At 64.2% G+C, this 16,790-nt stretch carries 22 protein-coding genes; 10 read left to right on the forward strand and 12 right to left on the reverse strand.

From position 1 onward, the window contains the following. Window positions 1-30: 30 nt before the first annotated feature. The 5 genes from ABS88_RS04340 to ABS88_RS04360 form a co-directional block, all read right to left on the reverse strand. Window positions 31-2,694 carry an error-prone DNA polymerase gene (locus ABS88_RS04340; protein ID WP_286749154.1) on the reverse strand — a complete coding sequence of 888 codons (2,664 nt, stop codon included), beginning with the start codon at window positions 2,692-2,694 and terminating at the stop codon, window positions 31-33. Continuing rightward, entirely contained in the window at window positions 2,691-4,511 is a 1,821-nt protein-coding gene (locus tag ABS88_RS04345) for a DUF6504 family protein (RefSeq protein ID WP_353745043.1), read from the reverse strand. Before ABS88_RS04345 ends, ABS88_RS04340 begins: the two co-directional genes overlap by 4 nt. After that, on the reverse strand, window positions 4,399-5,205 hold the full coding sequence (locus ABS88_RS04350) for an ImuA family protein (RefSeq protein WP_286749155.1): 807 nt from the start codon (window positions 5,203-5,205) through the stop codon (window positions 4,399-4,401). The genes ABS88_RS04345 and ABS88_RS04350 overlap by 113 nt, the downstream gene beginning before the upstream one ends. A 90-nt stretch (window positions 5,206-5,295) precedes the next feature. Then, on the reverse strand, window positions 5,296-5,727 hold the full coding sequence (locus ABS88_RS04355; RefSeq protein ID WP_286749179.1) for a DUF1810 domain-containing protein: 432 nt from the start codon (window positions 5,725-5,727) through the stop codon (window positions 5,296-5,298). A 2-nt stretch (window positions 5,728-5,729) separates the two neighbouring features. Next, window positions 5,730-6,347, reverse strand: a complete 618-nt coding sequence (locus tag ABS88_RS04360; RefSeq protein WP_286749156.1) for an SOS response-associated peptidase family protein — start codon at window positions 6,345-6,347, stop codon at window positions 5,730-5,732. Window positions 6,348-6,363: 16 nt separating this feature from the next. Here ABS88_RS04360 and ABS88_RS04365 point away from each other — a divergent pair, with 16 nt between their 5' ends. After that, window positions 6,364-6,915, forward strand: a complete 552-nt coding sequence (locus ABS88_RS04365) for an SOS response-associated peptidase family protein (RefSeq protein ID WP_286749157.1) — start codon at window positions 6,364-6,366, stop codon at window positions 6,913-6,915. Between the two features lie 314 nt (window positions 6,916-7,229). On the opposite strand, the gene ABS88_RS04370 is transcribed toward ABS88_RS04365, so the two are convergent. Both ABS88_RS04370 and ABS88_RS04375 read right to left on the reverse strand, forming a co-directional pair. Further along, a complete protein-coding gene (locus ABS88_RS04370) occupies window positions 7,230-7,505 on the reverse strand; it encodes an HU family DNA-binding protein (protein WP_286749158.1) in 276 nt (91 codons plus the stop codon). Between the two features lie 364 nt (window positions 7,506-7,869). Beyond that, window positions 7,870-8,514: an alpha/beta hydrolase gene (locus ABS88_RS04375; RefSeq protein ID WP_286749181.1), complete on the reverse strand. Its 645-nt coding sequence runs from the start codon at window positions 8,512-8,514 to the stop codon at window positions 7,870-7,872. Window positions 8,515-8,622: 108 nt separating this feature from the next. On the opposite strand from ABS88_RS04375, the gene ABS88_RS04380 reads away from it, so the two are divergent. The 3 genes from ABS88_RS04380 (at window position 8,623) to ABS88_RS04390 (ending at window position 11,143) form a co-directional block, all read left to right on the forward strand. Beyond that, the gene (locus ABS88_RS04380; protein ID WP_286749159.1) at window positions 8,623-8,907 is read left to right on the forward strand and encodes a hypothetical protein; all 285 of its coding nucleotides are present in this window, start codon (window positions 8,623-8,625) and stop codon (window positions 8,905-8,907) included. Window positions 8,908-9,039: 132 nt separating this feature from the next. Next, the gene (locus ABS88_RS04385; RefSeq protein ID WP_286749160.1) at window positions 9,040-9,948 is read left to right on the forward strand and encodes a tyrosine-type recombinase/integrase; all 909 of its coding nucleotides are present in this window, start codon (window positions 9,040-9,042) and stop codon (window positions 9,946-9,948) included. Between the two features lie 4 nt (window positions 9,949-9,952). Continuing rightward, window positions 9,953-11,143 (forward strand): IS91 family transposase, encoded by a 1,191-nt coding sequence (locus tag ABS88_RS04390; RefSeq protein WP_286749161.1) that lies wholly within the window; start codon window positions 9,953-9,955, stop codon window positions 11,141-11,143. Between the two features lie 394 nt (window positions 11,144-11,537). On the opposite strand, the gene ABS88_RS04395 is transcribed toward ABS88_RS04390, so the two are convergent. The 5 genes from ABS88_RS04395 to ABS88_RS04415 all read right to left on the reverse strand — a co-directional run bounded on the left by ABS88_RS04395 (window position 11,538) and on the right by ABS88_RS04415 (window position 13,836). Then, window positions 11,538-12,167: a tyrosine-type recombinase/integrase gene (locus tag ABS88_RS04395; protein WP_286749163.1), complete on the reverse strand. Its 630-nt coding sequence runs from the start codon at window positions 12,165-12,167 to the stop codon at window positions 11,538-11,540. A 306-nt stretch (window positions 12,168-12,473) separates the two neighbouring features. Next, complete coding sequence (locus ABS88_RS04400; protein ID WP_286749165.1) at window positions 12,474-12,647, reverse strand: hypothetical protein; 174 nt, start codon at window positions 12,645-12,647, stop codon at window positions 12,474-12,476. A gap of 32 nt (window positions 12,648-12,679) precedes the next feature. Continuing rightward, window positions 12,680-12,913, reverse strand: coding sequence for a hypothetical protein (locus tag ABS88_RS04405; protein ID WP_286749166.1), 234 nt, complete (start codon window positions 12,911-12,913; stop codon window positions 12,680-12,682). Further along, entirely contained in the window at window positions 12,903-13,205 is a 303-nt protein-coding gene (locus tag ABS88_RS04410; protein ID WP_286749167.1) for a hypothetical protein, read from the reverse strand. Before ABS88_RS04410 ends, ABS88_RS04405 begins: the two co-directional genes overlap by 11 nt. Then, window positions 13,195-13,836, reverse strand: coding sequence for a hypothetical protein (locus ABS88_RS04415; protein WP_286749168.1), 642 nt, complete (start codon window positions 13,834-13,836; stop codon window positions 13,195-13,197). Before ABS88_RS04415 ends, ABS88_RS04410 begins: the two co-directional genes overlap by 11 nt. Before the next feature lie 379 nt (window positions 13,837-14,215). Here ABS88_RS04415 and ABS88_RS04420 point away from each other — a divergent pair, with 379 nt between their 5' ends. The 6 genes from ABS88_RS04420 (at window position 14,216) to ABS88_RS04445 (ending at window position 16,629) form a co-directional block, all read left to right on the forward strand. Beyond that, window positions 14,216-14,422, forward strand: coding sequence for a cold-shock protein (locus ABS88_RS04420; protein WP_286749169.1), 207 nt, complete (start codon window positions 14,216-14,218; stop codon window positions 14,420-14,422). An 8-nt stretch (window positions 14,423-14,430) separates the two neighbouring features. Next, entirely contained in the window at window positions 14,431-14,640 is a 210-nt protein-coding gene (gene infA / locus ABS88_RS04425; protein WP_286749170.1) for a translation initiation factor IF-1, read from the forward strand. A 180-nt stretch (window positions 14,641-14,820) separates the two neighbouring features. Then, entirely contained in the window at window positions 14,821-15,033 is a 213-nt protein-coding gene (locus ABS88_RS04430) for a hypothetical protein (RefSeq protein WP_286749171.1), read from the forward strand. A 174-nt stretch (window positions 15,034-15,207) separates the two neighbouring features. Further along, window positions 15,208-15,438, forward strand: a complete 231-nt coding sequence (locus ABS88_RS04435; protein WP_286749172.1) for a hypothetical protein — start codon at window positions 15,208-15,210, stop codon at window positions 15,436-15,438. A gap of 69 nt (window positions 15,439-15,507) precedes the next feature. Continuing rightward, window positions 15,508-15,699, forward strand: a complete 192-nt coding sequence (locus ABS88_RS04440; protein WP_286749173.1) for a hypothetical protein — start codon at window positions 15,508-15,510, stop codon at window positions 15,697-15,699. Between the two features lie 33 nt (window positions 15,700-15,732). Next, window positions 15,733-16,629 (forward strand): beta-1,6-N-acetylglucosaminyltransferase, encoded by an 897-nt coding sequence (locus ABS88_RS04445; RefSeq protein WP_286749175.1) that lies wholly within the window; start codon window positions 15,733-15,735, stop codon window positions 16,627-16,629. Window positions 16,630-16,790: the final 161 nt, after the last annotated feature.

Here is a 16,790-nt window from a genome sequence, read left to right on the forward strand (position 1 = left end):
CAGCGCAAGGCCATCTTCAACAAACCAGCATCATATTATCCGAAAAGGGGGTCCCTCTTCGACGCCGATCGGGGGTCCCTTTTGAACGCCGTTTGACAGCCCCCGCACCTTCCAGAGACCCTGCCGCCGGTCCTCGGCGAGACAGGCAAAGCCGTCGGCCTCGGCGATCCGTTCGATCGCGGCGCGCGGCACGCCGGCGCGGCGCCACACATCCTCGACACAATCATAGGGCACCCCGCCCCGAGCCCCCACAATCGCGGCGCCATGGACGTTCGCAAGGCTGCGAACCTGGCGGAAGCCAAGGCGCACGGCGCGATAGCGCCCTCCCCCATCCTCGAGCGTGCAGTCCCAATGGCTGTCGTTGATCGAGACCGGGCGCACCTCGACACCATGATTTCGCGCATCGCGCACGATCTGCGCGGGCGCATAGAAACCCATCGGCTGCGCGTTGAGCAATGCGGCGCAGAAGACATCGGGATGATGATGCTTCATCCAGCAGGACGCATAAGCGATCTTCGCGAAGCTCGCGGCATGGCTCTCGGGAAAGCCATAGGAACCGAAGCCCTCGATCTGCTTGAACGTCCGCTCGGCGAAATCCTTGGGATAGCCGCGCTCGACCATGCCGCCGACCAGCTTGTCATAGAAGTGCGATACCCCGCCTGTGAGCTTGAAGGTCGCCATCGCGCGGCGAAGCTGGTCGGCCTCGGCGGGCGTGAAGCCTGCGCCGACGATCGCGACCTTCATCGCTTGCTCCTGGAAGAGCGGCACGCCCAAGGTCTTCTCGAGCACCGCGCGCAGCTCGGGCTTGGGATATTCGGGCTTCTCGCGCCCCTCGCGCCGGCGAAGATAGGGATGGACCATATCGCCCTGGATCGGGCCGGGCCGGACGATCGCGACCTCGATCACGAGGTCGTAGAAGCATTTGGGCTTGATCCGCGGCAGCATCGACATCTGCGCGCGGCTTTCAATCTGGAAAACGCCGAGCGTATCGGCCTTCTGGATCATGCCATAAACACCAGGGTCATCGTCCTGCAGGTCGGCCATGCCGACCGAAATCCCCTTATGCTCGGCGAGCAGATTGAACGCCCGGTTCATGCAGCCAAGCATCCCGAGGCCAAGGACATCGACCTTCATGAACTTCAGGACGTCGATATCGTCCTTGTCCCATTCGATGATCTGGCGGTCTTCCATCCGCGCCGGCTCGATCGGCACGAGGTCGTCGAGCCGCTCCTCGGTCAGCACGAACCCGCCGGGATGTTGCGACAGATGCCTAGGCGTACCAATAAGTTGGCGCGCGAGATCGAGACATAGTCTCAGTCGATGATCGTCGGCGTTCAGATTCAATTCGGCGATCCGTTCCTCGGGAATGCCGTCCATCGACCAGCCCCAGACGAGGCCGGTCAGCATCTTGGTAAGATCGCGCGGCAGGCCGAGCGCCTTGCCGACCTCCGCAACGGCGCCGCGGGTGCGGTAGCGCGTGACCACGGCGGTCAGCGCAGAGCGATGGCGGCCGTAGGTCTCGTAGATCCACTGGATGATTTCCTCGCGCCGTTCATGCTCGAAATCGACATCGATATCGGGGGGCTCCTTGCGCTCGCCCGACACGAAGCGCTCGAAGAGCAGCTCATGCTTGATCGGATCGATCGAGGTGACCCCGAGCAGGAAACAGACGCAGCTGTTCGCCGCCGACCCGCGGCCCTGGCACAAGATCCCGCGCCGCCGGCTTTCGGCAACGATCGAATTTACTGTCAGGAAATACGGTGCGTAATCAAGCTCGCCGATCAATCGCAGCTCATGATCGATCTGTTGCCGGTAGGCAGGCGGTACGCCGCCCGGAAACATGCGCGCCGCTCCCTCCTCGGTCAGCGCCGCGAGCGCCTCCTGCGCCGTGCGGCCCGCCATCACCTGCTCATAGGGATATTGGTAGCGGATCTCGGCCAAATCGAAGCGGCATAGCGCCGCGATATCGGCGGTCGCCGCAATCGCGTCGGGAAAGAGCGCGAAGCGCCTTTCCATTTCTGCGGGAGATTTCAGCGCCCGGTCCATGAAACGCTCTCGCTTGAACCCGAGGGAGTCGACCGTCGTTTTCTCGCGGATCGCGGTCAGCACGTCCTGCAAGGGTCGGCGCTCGGGCGCGTGATAGAGGATGTCGCCGCAGGCGACGGCTCGCACGCCGGCGCCCTGCGCCAGATCGTCGAGCGCGCGCAGCCGCGCGTAATCGCCGGGTCGCCGGCGGAGGGCGAGGCCAAGAAAAGCGCGCGAGCCGAAGGCCTCGCGCAGCTCGGCAAGGTCGAGCCGCGCCCGCTCATCCGGGGCATCAGGCACCAAGATCGCGACGAGGCCTTGCGAACTGGCCGCGATATCGGGCCAGTCGAGCCAGCATTGCCCCTTGCCGCCACGCGCCTTGCCCAGCGACAGGAGGCGCGTCAGCCGCGACCAGGCGGGCCGATCGGTCGGATAGAGAAGGATCGAGCGACCATCGCGCAGGTCGACGCGGGTCCCGGCGATCAGCCGGACGCCCGTCGCCTCCTGCCCCGAAAGCCCGCGCACCATGCCCGCAACGCTGCCCCGGTCGCAAAGCCCGAGGGCCGAATGGCCGAGGTGCGCGGCGGCCGCGAACAGCTCTTCGGGCGAAGAGGCCCCCCGCAGGAAGGAAAAATGGCTCGTCGCCTGGAGCTCGACATAAGTCGTCATCCGAAGACGCCGTGCATGTACCAGCTCAGATCCCCGGTGTTGTCCTCGATGGCGTCGCCGCGGCGGAAGAGCCAGAAACGCTCGCCGCTTTCCGCCTCGACCCGGAAATAATCGCGCACCGCCCACATCTCGCCCGCGCGGCGCCACCATTCGCCGTGAATACGCTCGGGTCCATCGCCCGCGACCACCGCATAGCTCCGCCCGCGCCACGCGAAGCGGCGCGGCGGATGGTCGGGAAGCAGTGCCACCACCGCCGACAGGCGCTCGGGCCGCGCGAGCATCCGGACGGGGCGCGGCCACGCCGGCCAGCCGCCAGGCTTGGCCAGCGGGCCCGCGCGCCCGATCGCGCGTTCGGGCACGTCGCTCTCGAGGCCGCGCAACCGGAACAGCGCACCTTCGCCCGCCCGGCCCGCAAGCCGGTCGACGAGCGGCGCAAGATCGGGCGCGCGGGGCTCGCCGCCGAGCGCAGCGCCAAGCGCCACCGGCGCGAGGCGTTCAACCGCGGGCGCCGCAAGCGTCATCGCCTCGATCCCAAGCCCCGGCTCGATCCGATCGATCCTGAGCCGGAACAGGCGCAAGAGATGCGCGGCGTCGCGCGTCGCCCGCGCCGTCCCGACCGTCACGACCTGCTTCGCCGCATCGACCCGCTCGCACGTCAGCACTGCCGACCGCAGCCCGTGTCCATCGCGCTCGAGCATCCCGGTCAAATCGGCCAGCAGGTCGGCGATCACCTGCTCGATCGCCTCGGCGGTCCCGATCGGCTCGAGCAATCGCCGCTCCGCGCATGGAATATCGAACAGCAAGACCGGAGCGATCGGCTCGGGCACGAACCCACGCGCCTGGTCGAGCCGCTCGACCGCAGCACGGCCGAGCCGCCGCGCCAGCGGCGCGCGCGGCATCGCATAAAGGTCGGCGACCCGCTCGATCCCGAACCGCGCCGCGGCAGCGAGCGCCTCCGGCGCAAGCCGGAGCGCCGCCAGCGGCAAAGGAGCCAGCGCCTCCCCCTCTCTCCCTTCCGGCAGGACCAGGACGTCGCTGCCGCCGTAGCGCGCGAGCGCGTGCGCGGCGCCGGGCGTGCCGGCGATCGCGACACGCGCGCTGACGCCGAGACGCTTCAGAAAACCACGCAGACGCGCAGCGAAGCGCGCCTCGCCGCCGAACAAATGGCTCGCGCCGGTGAGATCGAGCCAGAGACCGTCGCTCCCCGACACCGCAGCGCTCGGTGTCCAGTGGCGCGCCGCGTGCAAGGCGAGCCGGGCGAGCCATGCCGCGTCGGCGGCCGGGGCAGCGTCCAGCACATCGAGGTCGGTGACGAGCGCCCGCGCATGCGCGGCTGCCATTCCGATCGCAAGGCCGAGATCCAGCGCAATCGGACAGGCTGCCGTCACAATTTCGCGTTGCCCGGTGCGCGCGATCAGGATCGTCGGACGAGCGCCCCACATGGGCGGCACCGGCACGATGGAGCCACCGCCGCCACCATCGTCCGAACGCAGGCTGCGAAAAACCGCCGCAGCCGGCTCGCTACGCCGCCCGAGCTCGCGCATCGTCGGTCGCTGATGCGCTGGAAGCGTGTCGATCGCGGCTGTCGTTCCCTTGTCTTGCGCCCAGCGCGCGCCGGGACGCCAGCCGCCGCCCCGCGGCACCGAGCAGGCACCGGGATTGTCGTCGACGGGTTCGGGGAAGCGCGGGGCGGCCCGCGCCCGGTCAGGCGGCGCGTTCGATCGCGTCGGATTCCGCTCTGCCATCCGCAGGCGCTCGTCCCGGCGAAGCCGTTCGATCGCGAGTTGCGGAAGGTAGAGCGAGGCGACCCTGGTCATCGCACGCCTCCAGTTCGAGGGAGAAAGGCGGCCCGCCGCGCTGACGGACGAGCTCGACAGCCCATCGCCCGCGCCCGACGCCGGGCGTCGCCAGACGCCGCGACGGCAGCGTCCCGATACGCCACCGCGTCATCGCGAGCGACGGATCGGCGAGCGGACATTGGCCGTAGCGGCGATAGCGCCGGTAGAGCAGCATTGGCGTCTTGCCGTCGGAGGCGGCCAGCTGAAGCCGCCGCGTCGACGTCTGGTCGGCCGCCTTGACCTCGGCGACGACGCAGGACAGCGCGCCGTCGCGCAGCGCATCCTCGCACATCATGAGGAGATCGCGGTCGTCCTTGCCCTGCGCGTAGAGGATGCGATCGGGTCCGAGGCCCGCCTGTTCGAGCGCCGGCGCATAGAGATCGAAGCGCGTAAGGGCCCAGAGCACCGAGACATCGGGCGCCGCTGCAAATCGCGCGGCAATTCCAGCGGTGAACAAGGTAGCAGCGGCATCGTCGCTCCAGCTCGCCGACGCGCCCGCAACCTCGTGCAGCCCGGCGCCGTCGAGCCCGCCGCCCGCGAGGCTATGGTCGAGCGGGCCGATCCCGAACGGCAGCACCGGCCCGCGCGCCGCGGCGACGCGCGCGACCGCCTCGCGAAGCGTCGCGATTTGTTCGGCCGAGGGCCGAGACGAGAGAGAGGGCGCTACAGTCATGGGGCAACATCGCTTCAAATGTTCTCCTTATGTTCTCGCGAGTCGGGCCGTTCGTCAAGCGCGCTGCGCAAAGCCGCCGGAAAGCGCCGTTCAGGCTGCGTCCGGCGTCAGCTTCTTGAGGGTACGCGAGTCGCGTTCGCCGCCGAACCAGCGATCGAGCGCCGCCGCGAACAGCCGTTCGCCGCTCACCGATTCGAAGAGAGTGAGCGATGACCGGAGCTTTGTCGCATCGGTCTCCCCGAATACGCCGACGGGATCGCTCCCGGTCAGGTCCTGGAGCGCGCCAACGCACTCGCGGTAGCGCGCGCCGAGTAGCGGATGATCGAGATATGCCCGCGCCTCCTCTGCTCCGGCAATACCGTAGAGCTGCGCCATCGCGCTGCGCCCGAGGCCCGCAAGCTGCGGGAAGATGAACCACATCCAGTGCGTGCGTTTGCGCCCGCGCCGGATTTCGTCGAGTGCGCGCGGGTAGATCTGCTCCTGCGCCTTCACGAACAGTTCGAAGCCTTCGGCGTTGGTCATCGTCATAGCGCGAGCGCCCCCTGCGCCGGCGGCTTGCCGTAGACCTGGCTCACCTCGAGCATCCCCGCTGGTAACCACTGCAGAACATCCTCTGCCGGCACACGCGGATCGAGCCAGGCCGCCCATTTGTCGCGGGGCAGCGGAATGATCTGGCGGTGGTGATAGGGCGCGATGTCTGGACCGGCATCCATCGTCAGTAGGCTGAAGGCTTCGCCGACATGAGCATCGCGCCAGATGCCCGCCATGCAGAACCAGCGATGCTCCTTCATCGTGAAGAGCCATTTATCGAGGCGCTTCTGCGACGGGTCGGTCGGATCGGTGAATTCGTAGAAGCCGTCGCACAGAACGAGGCAGCGCTCGGTGCCGAGGTCGCGCCGTTCGGAGCGGACATTATAGACGGGCTTGCCGCCCTGCCCCGGCCAGCTCCATCGCCGGTTCACCAGTTCGCCGATGGCATCGCCGTCGCTCGCCTTCACGATCGGCGCCATGTCGGTGATTCGCACATCCTCGCGCGACGGCACATTGGGCGCGCCTTCGGGCATTTTGATCTTGATCTGGAGATCGTCGAAGTCCTCCATGATCGAAGCAACGTCGACTTCCAGCCTGTAATCGTTACACATTCCCACGCAGCCCCTGATGCTTGCGACTCAAACTCGTTCCCATTATGTTCCAACCATGAGCACGGCGCCAACCCCATTCGATCCCGATGCCCCGGACGGCGCCCGCCGTGCGCTCATAAGACGCAATCCGGAGGATGAAAGCGAGCTAGAAATGGTCGAGGCGGTCTGGGGAAGCGATCCGCGCTTTTCCGACGGCATCAACTACCGCTTCGTCCGCTCGGAGGGCCGAGCCTTCCCGAAGCGACGCTGCCTGATCCCGGCGTCCGAGTTCCGGATGGGAACGGGCGATCACCGCTACCGGGTGACGCTCGACAGTGGCAATTTCTTCTACCTAGCGGCGATCTGGGATCCGCCGCTCGCCAACTGGCCCCTCTCCTACCGGATCCTCACCATAGCCGCGGGCGCCGATGTCATCCCCTATCAGCATCGCCATGGCGTCATCATCCAGCGCCGCGACGTGATGCACTGGCTCGACGGGACGCTGCCGAACGAAGTGCTGATCGAAGAGCCGCCCAGACACACGCTGTTCGTCGAGCCGCTGCGCGCGCAGACCGAGCTTCCGCTTTAGACAGCAATGCCCCCCGGCCCGAAGGGCCGAATGAAAAACGCGCTCTTGGCGAGCCCGCAGCGGCGCGGCGTGTGCGCAGACGGAAGGGTAGGTCTTGGCGCAGCCAGGACCGCGGCAGCGCGCCAGCGCTGTCCACCCGCCCGGGTGCGTGCGCCCGCGCCGCAAGGAAAGCGAGCCCAAGTGCGCTCGCGCGGCGAAAACAATGCTGCGACCCCTGGCCGGAGCCTGCGAGGCCAGAGCGCGCTCATCAAATGCCGCGCTCGACGTGCCGCCGCGCGGCCGTCCCGCCGGTCCTGCCGGCGGGACGTACCGGCTCAGCCGTTCAGGCGATCCTTGACCGCCTTGGCTGCGCCGAAGCCGAGCTTCTTCTTGGCTGCGATCTGCATGGTCTCGCCGGTCGCCGGGTTGCGGCCTTCGCGCGCGGCCGAGGTCGAGACCTTGAACTTGCCGAAGCCGCTGACCGACACTTCTTCACCCTTGGCAGCGGCGTCCGCGATCGCCGCAAAAACGGCATCGACGGCCTTCTTGCCCTCGGCCTTGCTCACTCCGAGCGACGCGGCGACGCTGTCCGACAGTTCGGCATGGTTCATGTAATATCTCCTTGTGCGACCGGAGAATCCCGGCCGGGCGGGCGCTCTAGCGCCGGCCGCGGTGCGATACCATGTGTGCGGCAGCAAGAGACGGCAAAGACAGGCGCCGATCTGACCAAAGCCGTCCGGCCCGGTCACGAGCAGAATTTTCAAAAAGCAAGCTGACCGGGGAACCAATCCACAAGCACGAGCGTTTCTTCAACCTGTCCAGACGAAAGAATGGCAGAATTTGATCGGCATCTTCGATGCGGTCTAGGCAAGCCCCGCTGCAGAGATGCAGCGGGGCTTACTGCTTCCTCTCCGGCTTGCCGCGCCCTGCCAAACCATCGCACCCATATGCCGGACCGCGACCGCGAAAGACGGACTAGCGAGCGAAGGCCTCTGCCACGAATTCACGGCCCAGCCGAAGTCCGACCGGATCCACCGAGTGCGCTACGCCGTAGGAGATGTGCGTCGTGACATCGACGCCGAGACGCTTGAGCTCGCTCTCCGACATGTGCAGCGCCGCGATCGGTACCACTGGATCGGCAGTGCCGTGCACCAAAAGGACTGGCGGCTTCGGGAGTTCGCCATGACGGAGGTCGAGCGTCCCTGCGAGCATGCCGGAATAACCGACGACGGCCGCAACCGCTCGTGGTCGCCGCAAAGCGACATGCAGTCCCATCATCGTCCCCTGGCTGAACCCGACGATGGCGAGATCGCTCTCGCACAGGCCATATTGCGCGAGTTTGCGGTCGATGAAGGCGTCGATCGCCGGCGCGGCCGAAGCCGCGCCCGCTGCGAGCGCGGACGGCGCGAAGCCGGAAAGCCCCCACCATTGATAGCCCGCGCCCATCATGCCGCAGCGCTCCGGTGCGTGCGGGGCAAGAAACAAGGTGTCGGGCATGGCGTCTTGCCACTGCGGCGCCAGCGAGATCATGTCCGTCCCGCTCGACCCGAAGCCGTGCAATAACAAAACGAGCTTCTTTGGAGCACACCCGGACCGGGGCTGCAAACTGGCTCCATTCACGATCTTCAAATGCAGGTGCCTTTCAACCCGTCCCAAGTCCATTTGGGTATGAGCAGGCCTGGCGGCAACCGTTCCGCACGATTGCACGCTTTATGATATTCTCCCCGAATGAAGACCTGCCTCGAACGAGTCGCTCGCGCGCTTTGCGAACTGGATGCCAATCCACCCGATGCGACGATGGACGGCAAACCGCTTTGGCAGGATTATCTGCCGGAGGCTCGGGCGGCAATCATGGCGCTGCGCGAACCGGACGCTGCCATGATCGAAACTGGCACGCGGAAAGCGGCCGAGGGACAGAAGGACGACCTCGCCAGCATCTATCGAACCATGATCGATACCGCGATGGAAGGTGCGCCCAACGCCAATCGGAGCGTGACGGCGCACATACCCTAGTGGCCGTTGCACGAACCGCTCCGCGGATTGGTGCTAGCCTCGATGTAAAGCGGCCCAGCGATCGCCGCACCTGATTGAACGCCGGCTGCCGCAGGCAGACCCTTTCGGCTCCTTTACCTGAGGAGTCGAACGATGAACGAGCTTATCCAGATTGGCCCGATCAGCCCGCTGCGCCAGCGCCTGATCGACGACATGACCATGCGCCGCTTCTCGAAGGAGACGCAGCGTAATTATCTTCGCGACGTCGGACGGTTCGCGACCTGGCTAGGGCGCTCGCCCCACACCGCGAGCGCGGAGGATGTCCGGCAGTTCCAGATCGAGCAGCAAGAGGCGGGCGTCCCGGCGCCAACGATGAACAGCATCGTCGGCGCGCTGAGGTTCTTCTTCACGCATACGCTCGATCGCCCCGATCTCGCGCGTAAGCTCGTCCGGACCAGGCAGGTTCGCAAGATCCCAGTCGTTCTGACCATGGCCGAGGTGAAGCGGCTGCTCGATGCGACCCGCACCCTCAAGCACCAGGCCGCGCTGTCGGTCGCCTATGGCGCAGGCTTGCGCGTCGCCGAGGTATCGGCGCTGAAGGTCAGCGATGTCGACAGCAAGCGCATGCTGCTCAGGATCGAGCGCGGCAAAGGCGGCCGCTACCGCAACGCTATGCTGCCCGAAGGCCTGCTCCTGTTGCTGCGCGACTGGTGGCGTGCCGGACGGCAACAAGGCATCCTCGTTCCCGATGGCTGGCTCTTCCCGGGCCAGAGCGCTTCGGCGCCGATCAGCACGCGCCAGCTCTATCGGATCGTCGTCGAGGCAGCCGAGGCCGCGGATATCGACAAGCGTGTCGGACCGCACACCCTGCGCCACAGCTTCGCCACGCACTTGCTCGAGGATGGCGTCGATATCCGCGTCATCCAGGTGTTGCTCGGTCATTCCGCACTCAACACCACCGCCTTTTACACGAAGGTCACAACGAAGACGATGCGCGCGGTGACCAGCCCGCTCGACCGGCTCGCGCTGGTCGCGCCGGACGAAGAGGCGTCTGACGGCTGAAGCGATGCGCGCCTCTCTCGAGGTCGCCGACATCTTCCGTGCCGCGGGGCCTGCCTATCGCATGGCCCATGCCGGGCACCTCAGCCTGCATCAGCTCAAGATCATGTCGGCGATCGAGCATTGCCGCACCGCCGCGCTCGGCGGTCATGTCGAGGCCTGTACCGACTGCGGGCACTGGCGGATCGCCTATAACAGCTGCCGCAACCGGCACTGCCCCAGGTGCCAGGGCGCCGCCGCGCGCAGCTGGCTCGAAGCGCGCGAGGCCGACCTGCTCCCGGTCGGCTATTTCCACGTCGTGTTCACGCTCCCCGCCGAGGTCGCCGCGATCGCCTTTCACAACAAGGCGCTCGTCTACGACCTCCTGTTCAAGACCGCCGCCGATACGATGCTGACCATCGCCGCCGACCCCAGGCACCTCGGCGCCCGGATCGGCATCACCGCCGTCCTCCACACCTGGGGCTCGGCGCTGACCCATCATCCCCATATCCACATGATCGTGCCCGGCGGCGGCATCTCCCGCGATGGAACGCGCTGGATATCCGCACGCCCCGCCTTCTTGCTCCCGGTTCGCGTTCTCGGCGCGCTCTTCCGCCGCCTGTTCCTCACCCGGCTGCGCGCCCTCCATGACCGCGGGCAGCTCGCCTTCTTCGGCACCATGTCCCACCTTGCCGAGCGACGCGCGTTCCTGCGGCACCTCTCGCCGGTCCGCAAGAAGCGCTGGGTCGTCTATGCCAAGCCGCCGTTCGCCGGGCCCGAGGCGGTGCTCGCTTACCTCGCGCGCTACACCCACCGGGTCGCCATATCGAACAGTCGCCTTCTCCAGTTCGACGAGGAAGGCGTCACCTTCCGCTACAAGGATTACCGCAAGTCCGGCGCCGGACGGCAGCAGGTCATGACCCTCGCCGCCGACGAGTTCATCCGCCGCTTCCTCCTCCACGCCCTGCCGCGCGGGTTCCATCGGATCCGCCACTATGGCCTCCTCGCCAGCGCACGCCGCAAGGATCATCTCGAACGCGCGCGCCGCCTGCTCAACGTCGCGCCGCCACCGGCCGACGAACCGACCGATGATGCAGAGCCCCGGCCGACCTGTCCGTGCTGCGGCGGCACGATGATCATCATCGAGGTCTTCGAGCGCCGCAATCAGCCTCGCGCGCCGCCCCAGCCGGCGGTCTCATCCGGGACACCTGCGCCGTGACCCGGCACGACCTGGCACCGACACGATCCAGCGCACACCCGCGCCTGGAAGCGAACCCGCTCGCGCCGACGCTGCCCAAAAGCAGACGCCGCACTGTCAAAATCGGCCCGTCCGCTTTTGCACGTCCGCTTTTGCGATCTAAATTCAGACGGTCCGATCTCAGATACGTCCGATTTTGGGCAGCAACGTCCAGCACCATGACCTGCGCAAAACAGCTTTCCCCATAGCTCAGCCCATGACCACCGCGGTTCGGGCACCGAAGACTTTCCGACGCCTGGCGGCGTCTGAAACTCTCAACGGAACCCGACTGTCTGCTTTCGGGGACTAAACAAAGAGAGCGGACGTTCCGAGGCAATCCAGAGCGCTCGCTCTCTAGGATACCGAGATTTGATCGTTAGACTTCGATGCCTTCCGCCAGAGTCAACGCATCTTCAACATCGACGCCGAGGTATCTCACCGTGTTTTCAATCTTTGTGTGACCGAGCAGAATCTGCACGGCACGCAGATTCCCAGTCGCCTTATAGATGATCGACGCCTTCGTTCTGCGTAGAGAGTGCGTCCCGTAATCTTCGCTTCGAAGGCCAACCGCCGTGACCCATTCGTCGACGAGACGCGCATACTGACGCGTGCTCATATGAGCAGAGTGGTCGACCCGGCTGGGGAATGCAAAATCCTCGATTGATCCACCACGCCGCTCAAGCCATGCCAAGAGGCTCCCGCGAGCATCCGACATGATTTCGAATTGAACTGGTCGATTGGTCTTTTGCTGGATCACCATCGCCCGCGTTCTCAACTCACCGCCGGCGACGAGATCACCGATCTTGATCTTCACAAGATCGCAGCCCCGCAACTTGCTGTCGATTGCGAGATCGAACAGCGCCCGATCTCGAAGCCGATGCTCTCGATCCAAGTGGAAGCGAATTGCCCAAATCTGCTGTGGTTTTAACGGCCGCTTTGCACCTACCTTTCGACCGGCATTCCACGCCGGTCGTGGAGGTAAATAGTCGAATTCTGACCTACCCATGATCGTTCTCCTATGGCCAAAATGGCCAAAAAGAGAAACGCACGGATGGAGGCGATTGGCTGGTTGGAGACTGTCCGCTTTTAGCGGCACACCAAAGAGAGCGGACGTTCCACAGCGTTCGAACGGCGTGGAAGTCCGCGACGGCGGGCTCCTCGCTGCTCGTCGTTACATCCGTAGATCTCGTTCCGAACCGGAATGCAGGAAGCCAAGTTTAGAACCGGGGAAGCGAGAGCAAAGCGACGGGCGGAAAACCTCCGCTTGTTATCGTCAGATAATAGCGTCGCGACGAGCCTTGCTCCCTGGCGATCACATCGACCTCTTCATTCTGAAACCACACCCAGAAACGGTGGGTGCGGCATTGATCCAGTCGACGATCTGATCGGCGAGGAACAGGCTTTCGCCGACCTTGACCGCGGCGATATAATGCGTACGGCCATTGCCGGTACCTTCACGGACGGCGATAATCTCATAATCAGCCATATGTTGAAGTTCGATCCTCTTGCGCGGGACGATTAGTAGCGGACTGGAACGATGCGGATCCGATCAATCGCCCCAGGGGACGCTCGCGACCGGGCAAGAGCCGCAGTCCGTAGTTCGTCGAGAGTGAGAGCGTCATAGCCGTTTTCGTCCGGTTGCATGGGAAGATCGGTTTCGATGACCATGATGACCTTTCGCGCAAGGCCATCGATTTCCCACTCGAACCAGCAGCGCACGATATGGTTGGCACCTTCGCGATCAGCCTCCATTGGGCGCATCCCGAACAAGGGACCGCGCGCGGAGCTCCCGCTCGACGCTGGCATAGCCGTCCTCGCTTTGCGTCGCGATGGCGATGGGCCGCCCGCTCAGAATTGCGTCTTCGGTGTTGAGAAAGTCGAGCGCAGCGTCGCGACCGCCGAGCAGTTGGAACGCCAGAGCGCTGATGGCGCCTTGCCGCTGAGCATCATCCGGCGCAAGCGGCGTGACGTTACGATTTCGCCGAAACGGGTTTGTACGCGCGCTCGCCGATGTGATGCTGGACTTGTCTTGGTCAGGCGTCATTGGCCTGCCTCCCTTCCGTCCCGCCCCCGGCACGCTGGCGCCGAAGCGCGGCGCGGGCGTCGTCGATATTCGAGTATCGGAATGACCCGACCCGAAACTGTTCCACATATGTGTGGACGATCCCCTCTTCCGATTGCGATCGGAATGGCTGGAACTGCACTGCATCGCCGCCATGCAAATCGGTCGAGGGAGACAGCTTCGCGGCAAGCGAAGCCAGCTTGTCCTCATCGAGGCCAAGCGCGCGGTAGATGTCACGTCCGATGATCCAGATATCCTCCTGAACCTCGGCAAGCCGACCAACAATGTCATCAAGGCCGAAGGAGGTTCTTTCCTCCTCGGTCATCGCGAGCGCCTCGTTGACGAGCAATTCAGCGATCAGCGTGTCGCCAACGAAAACGGGATAACCGGTCGCAGAGTCGGACACCGGCGGGTCGGCCTTCGGCCCGCCAGGCGCATGCTCCGTCACAGCAGCAAAACCATCCGCCAGACCGCGGCGTTCGCGATATTCGTTGATCCGCTTCGCATAATAGCGCGGCAAGTCGAAGCTTGGCAGCAAATGGCCGTCGCGCCGCGCCTGGCTTACCGCCATGAGGGCCATCTGGTGATGATAGAGAAGTTGGTTGAGATCCATGCCTGCTCCCTTTGCGGGAGCGCGATTGTCTCTCAGTCACCTGCATGCAATGCTAAGCAGGCGATAGCCTTATGTGGGCATGCAAATGCCGCTTTGCAAGCTATACGCATATCGAACTGTCTTGGCGTCGCGCAAAAGCGAGAGTCGCGCGCGTGGCAGTCGCGCATCGAAACCCTGTTCCCGGCATCATATTGGCCGATTCCGACAAGACCCAAGGAAAACCTTGATTTTTTAGGATCATTGGTCCATAGGCAACGGGCTAACGTCGCCTGCGACGGAAATTTGATGCCCCAAAGGGGTCGATTCTTCCCTTCTCACGCTTCCAGCTCTGCCGGTGCTTTTGCCGGCGGGTACCCTGTTTTCGTGAAAGGAAACATCCATGCCGGTCGGCAACGTCAAATTCTTCAACAGCGACAAGGGCTATGGCTTCATCGCAGCCGCGGATGGTTCGGGTGATGCCTTCGTCCATATCTCCGCGGTCGAGCGCGCCGGGATGGCGACACTGAATAAGGACCAGCGCCTGAACTACGAACTCGAGACCGGGCGTGACGGCAAGGTTTCGGCCGTAAACCTCGAAGCAGCCTGACGCTTCGAGTGGCCAAGGAAGAGGTCCTCACTTTCGAGGGCATGATCGACGAGATTCTGCCCGACGGGCGCTTTCGCGTCGAACTCGAAAATGGCCACCGGCTGATCGCCTACACGGCCGGACGGATGCGGCGTTTCCGCATCCGCTCGGTGGTGGGCGATGCCGTGCGCGTCGAAATGACGCCCTATGATCTGACCAAGGGCCGCATCGTCTATTGACGCTTGCAATCAAGAAGACGAACAGGTGCCAGAATAATGTTCACCCCGGTCTTACAGGTCTTCCACTGGCAGCAAAGCCGATGCGCTTCCTCCCGGAAGCGCGGTGCTCGCCGACGCTATCGCGCCGCGAACTCCGACGCCCCATCGCCGACATGATCGACTGATCGAAAGGACCCCACCATGGCCGCTACAGCAACAAGCATTCATTATCGCGAGCAGGCCGAACGGTGCGAGGCCGAAGCCGCCGCGGCCGAACTGACCCAGGTGCGCGATCGCAACCTCCGCTCGGCCGCCGCCTGGCACGCCATGGCGGCTCGTCAACAGAAGTCCGAAAAAGCGCGAGCCGAAAGGGACCATCTCGCGAACGAGGTACGAAAGCAATGTCTCGCATGAGCTTCCATCGACAGCCAGATGTAGCAGAGGGAGCGGACCCCCGATAAATTGCAGGACCGCCCAGCAAATATTGGATCGCGAGATTGCCAAGTCCGATGCCATGATGACCGGCGCCAGGAACGGTTGTCGCTAGCGAGCGATTGAGGCGTACAGGTTTGCCGAAGGAGAATGGTGTTGGCCGCAATCGGCATAATGCAAGGGCTCAGCTCCTTTCAGAAGGAGGCGATCGTCGCAGTCGGGGATTATGGCGAGATCGGTTTGTGGGCGGGAAGCCCGCTGGTTAACTGGATTGCCTTGGGATCGTTGATGGGCTCGCCCTTGGTGGAACTTGTGCCCGGCCATCGACAGATGAAGCGGCTCACGCCCCTTGGTCGAAAGGTCCGATCGCTCATCAAGATGAGCTGATGCAGGATGAACAGATCATCGCGCGAAGGCCCGCTGGCCGCGGGCCAGATATCGGGACCCGCTCGAGACATGACGAAGGCCGATATTGTTGGTACCCGGCCCTTACAATACATCCCCGGTTACTTATATACGACAAGTGCCAATGGTCCCGATTGCATTGCAATGCAGCAGGCCATCTGTCGGGCATTGTCTCCTATCGATCAGAATGATTTTGATTGGGATTTCCGGGACAGGAAAATGATCGCGATTCCGGTGAGCTGACAGCCCGGGTCGACGATCCGAAAGGCACGCCTCATGATCGGTTATTTCATCCTCCTCCACCGCTTTCCCGATCAGTTCAAACGGATGTTTCGTGCCATCTATGCGCCCGGAAACAGCTATGTGATCCATGTCGACAAAGGATCGGGGCCGGAGTTTGCCGCCGACATCGCCGACTTCCTGAAGCCGTACCAAGGTGTCGCCATGATCGAATCGAAGCAGGCGCTTTGGGGTGGTTACAGCCTCGTCGACGCAGAGTTGCGAGGAATGAAAAAGCTGCTGAAGATGAATCGCGGCTGGACCCATTATATCAACCTCAGCGGGCAGGATTTCCCGCTGAAGTCCCAAGCCTATATCCGCGACTTTCTGCGCGCCCATCCCCGCCGCCAGTTTATTCGTGCTCTTGACCAGCGGAAGATGCGGCCGGACACCATGAATCGCGTAAGCCATATCTTTGTCGAAGCGCTGGGGCGTATGTTCTTTACCCGCCTTCCGCGCCCCTTCCTGAAGGACGCGACGCCCTATATCGGCACGCAGTGGAAAGCCGTGACGCGCAGCTTCTGCCATTTTGCCGTCCATCATCCGAGCGCCGAACGCTTCAAGACATTCTATCGGCGCAGTTTCATCCCGGACGAAGCCTTTTTCCAGACGCTGATGATGAACAGCCGCGCACTGGGCGAAGTGATGAACGACGATCTGCGTACAATCGACTGGGTCCCCGATGGCGACATCAAGCTGCGCCCGCGCACCTTTGTCGCGGCCGATGCGTTGCGGCTGACGCTGAGCCCAGACCTGTTCGCGCGCAAGTTCGATGCCGGGGAAGATGCGACAATCTTTGATCTGCTCGAGGCCCACCTGAAGACGCCCGCAGCGAACGTCTATGCGAGTGATCCAGCGGCACCGCCTCCCACGCCGGCGCACGCAGACGCCTGAAAGATCGGGGAGTGAGGCAACGGACCGAACGCGTTCCATTGCGATCGGCAAGAATGCCGTTCTGGCCGTTTGCTACCTGACCGCTTTCAAGCGAAGATCTGCGAAAGCAGCCTTTCGCAACTTGCTCCTGCGGCGCGACGAATAAAATGCGGCATTAATGG

This window comes from Sphingopyxis sp. SCN 67-31 (assembly GCF_001725095.1).

Coding starts and splice junctions, on each gene's coding strand:
- ABS88_RS04340 (WP_286749154.1), bottom strand. CDS start 2,694: ATGACGACTTATGTCGAGCTCCAGGCGACGAGCCATTTTTCCTTCCTG.
- ABS88_RS04390 (WP_286749161.1), top strand. CDS start 9,953: ATGCGCGCCTCTCTCGAGGTCGCCGACATCTTCCGTGCCGCGGGGCCT.
- ABS88_RS04355 (WP_286749179.1), bottom strand. CDS start 5,727: ATGACCAACGCCGAAGGCTTCGAACTGTTCGTGAAGGCGCAGGAGCAG.
- ABS88_RS04380 (WP_286749159.1), top strand. CDS start 8,623: ATGAAGACCTGCCTCGAACGAGTCGCTCGCGCGCTTTGCGAACTGGAT.
- ABS88_RS04420 (WP_286749169.1), top strand. CDS start 14,216: ATGCCGGTCGGCAACGTCAAATTCTTCAACAGCGACAAGGGCTATGGC.
- ABS88_RS04410 (WP_286749167.1), bottom strand. CDS start 13,205: ATGACGCCTGACCAAGACAAGTCCAGCATCACATCGGCGAGCGCGCGT.
- ABS88_RS04350 (WP_286749155.1), bottom strand. CDS start 5,205: ATGACTGTAGCGCCCTCTCTCTCGTCTCGGCCCTCGGCCGAACAAATC.
- ABS88_RS04370 (WP_286749158.1), bottom strand. CDS start 7,505: ATGAACCATGCCGAACTGTCGGACAGCGTCGCCGCGTCGCTCGGAGTG.
- ABS88_RS04445 (WP_286749175.1), top strand. CDS start 15,733: ATGATCGGTTATTTCATCCTCCTCCACCGCTTTCCCGATCAGTTCAAA.
- ABS88_RS04345 (WP_353745043.1), bottom strand. CDS start 4,511: ATGACCAGGGTCGCCTCGCTCTACCTTCCGCAACTCGCGATCGAACGG.
- ABS88_RS04415 (WP_286749168.1), bottom strand. CDS start 13,836: ATGGATCTCAACCAACTTCTCTATCATCACCAGATGGCCCTCATGGCG.
- ABS88_RS04430 (WP_286749171.1), top strand. CDS start 14,821: ATGGCCGCTACAGCAACAAGCATTCATTATCGCGAGCAGGCCGAACGG.
- ABS88_RS04395 (WP_286749163.1), bottom strand. CDS start 12,167: ATGGGTAGGTCAGAATTCGACTATTTACCTCCACGACCGGCGTGGAAT.
- ABS88_RS04365 (WP_286749157.1), top strand. CDS start 6,364: ATGCTTGCGACTCAAACTCGTTCCCATTATGTTCCAACCATGAGCACG.
- ABS88_RS04405 (WP_286749166.1), bottom strand. CDS start 12,913: ATGGAGGCTGATCGCGAAGGTGCCAACCATATCGTGCGCTGCTGGTTC.
- ABS88_RS04440 (WP_286749173.1), top strand. CDS start 15,508: ATGACGAAGGCCGATATTGTTGGTACCCGGCCCTTACAATACATCCCC.
- ABS88_RS04385 (WP_286749160.1), top strand. CDS start 9,040: ATGAACGAGCTTATCCAGATTGGCCCGATCAGCCCGCTGCGCCAGCGC.
- ABS88_RS04400 (WP_286749165.1), bottom strand. CDS start 12,647: ATGGCTGATTATGAGATTATCGCCGTCCGTGAAGGTACCGGCAATGGC.
- ABS88_RS04360 (WP_286749156.1), bottom strand. CDS start 6,347: ATGTGTAACGATTACAGGCTGGAAGTCGACGTTGCTTCGATCATGGAG.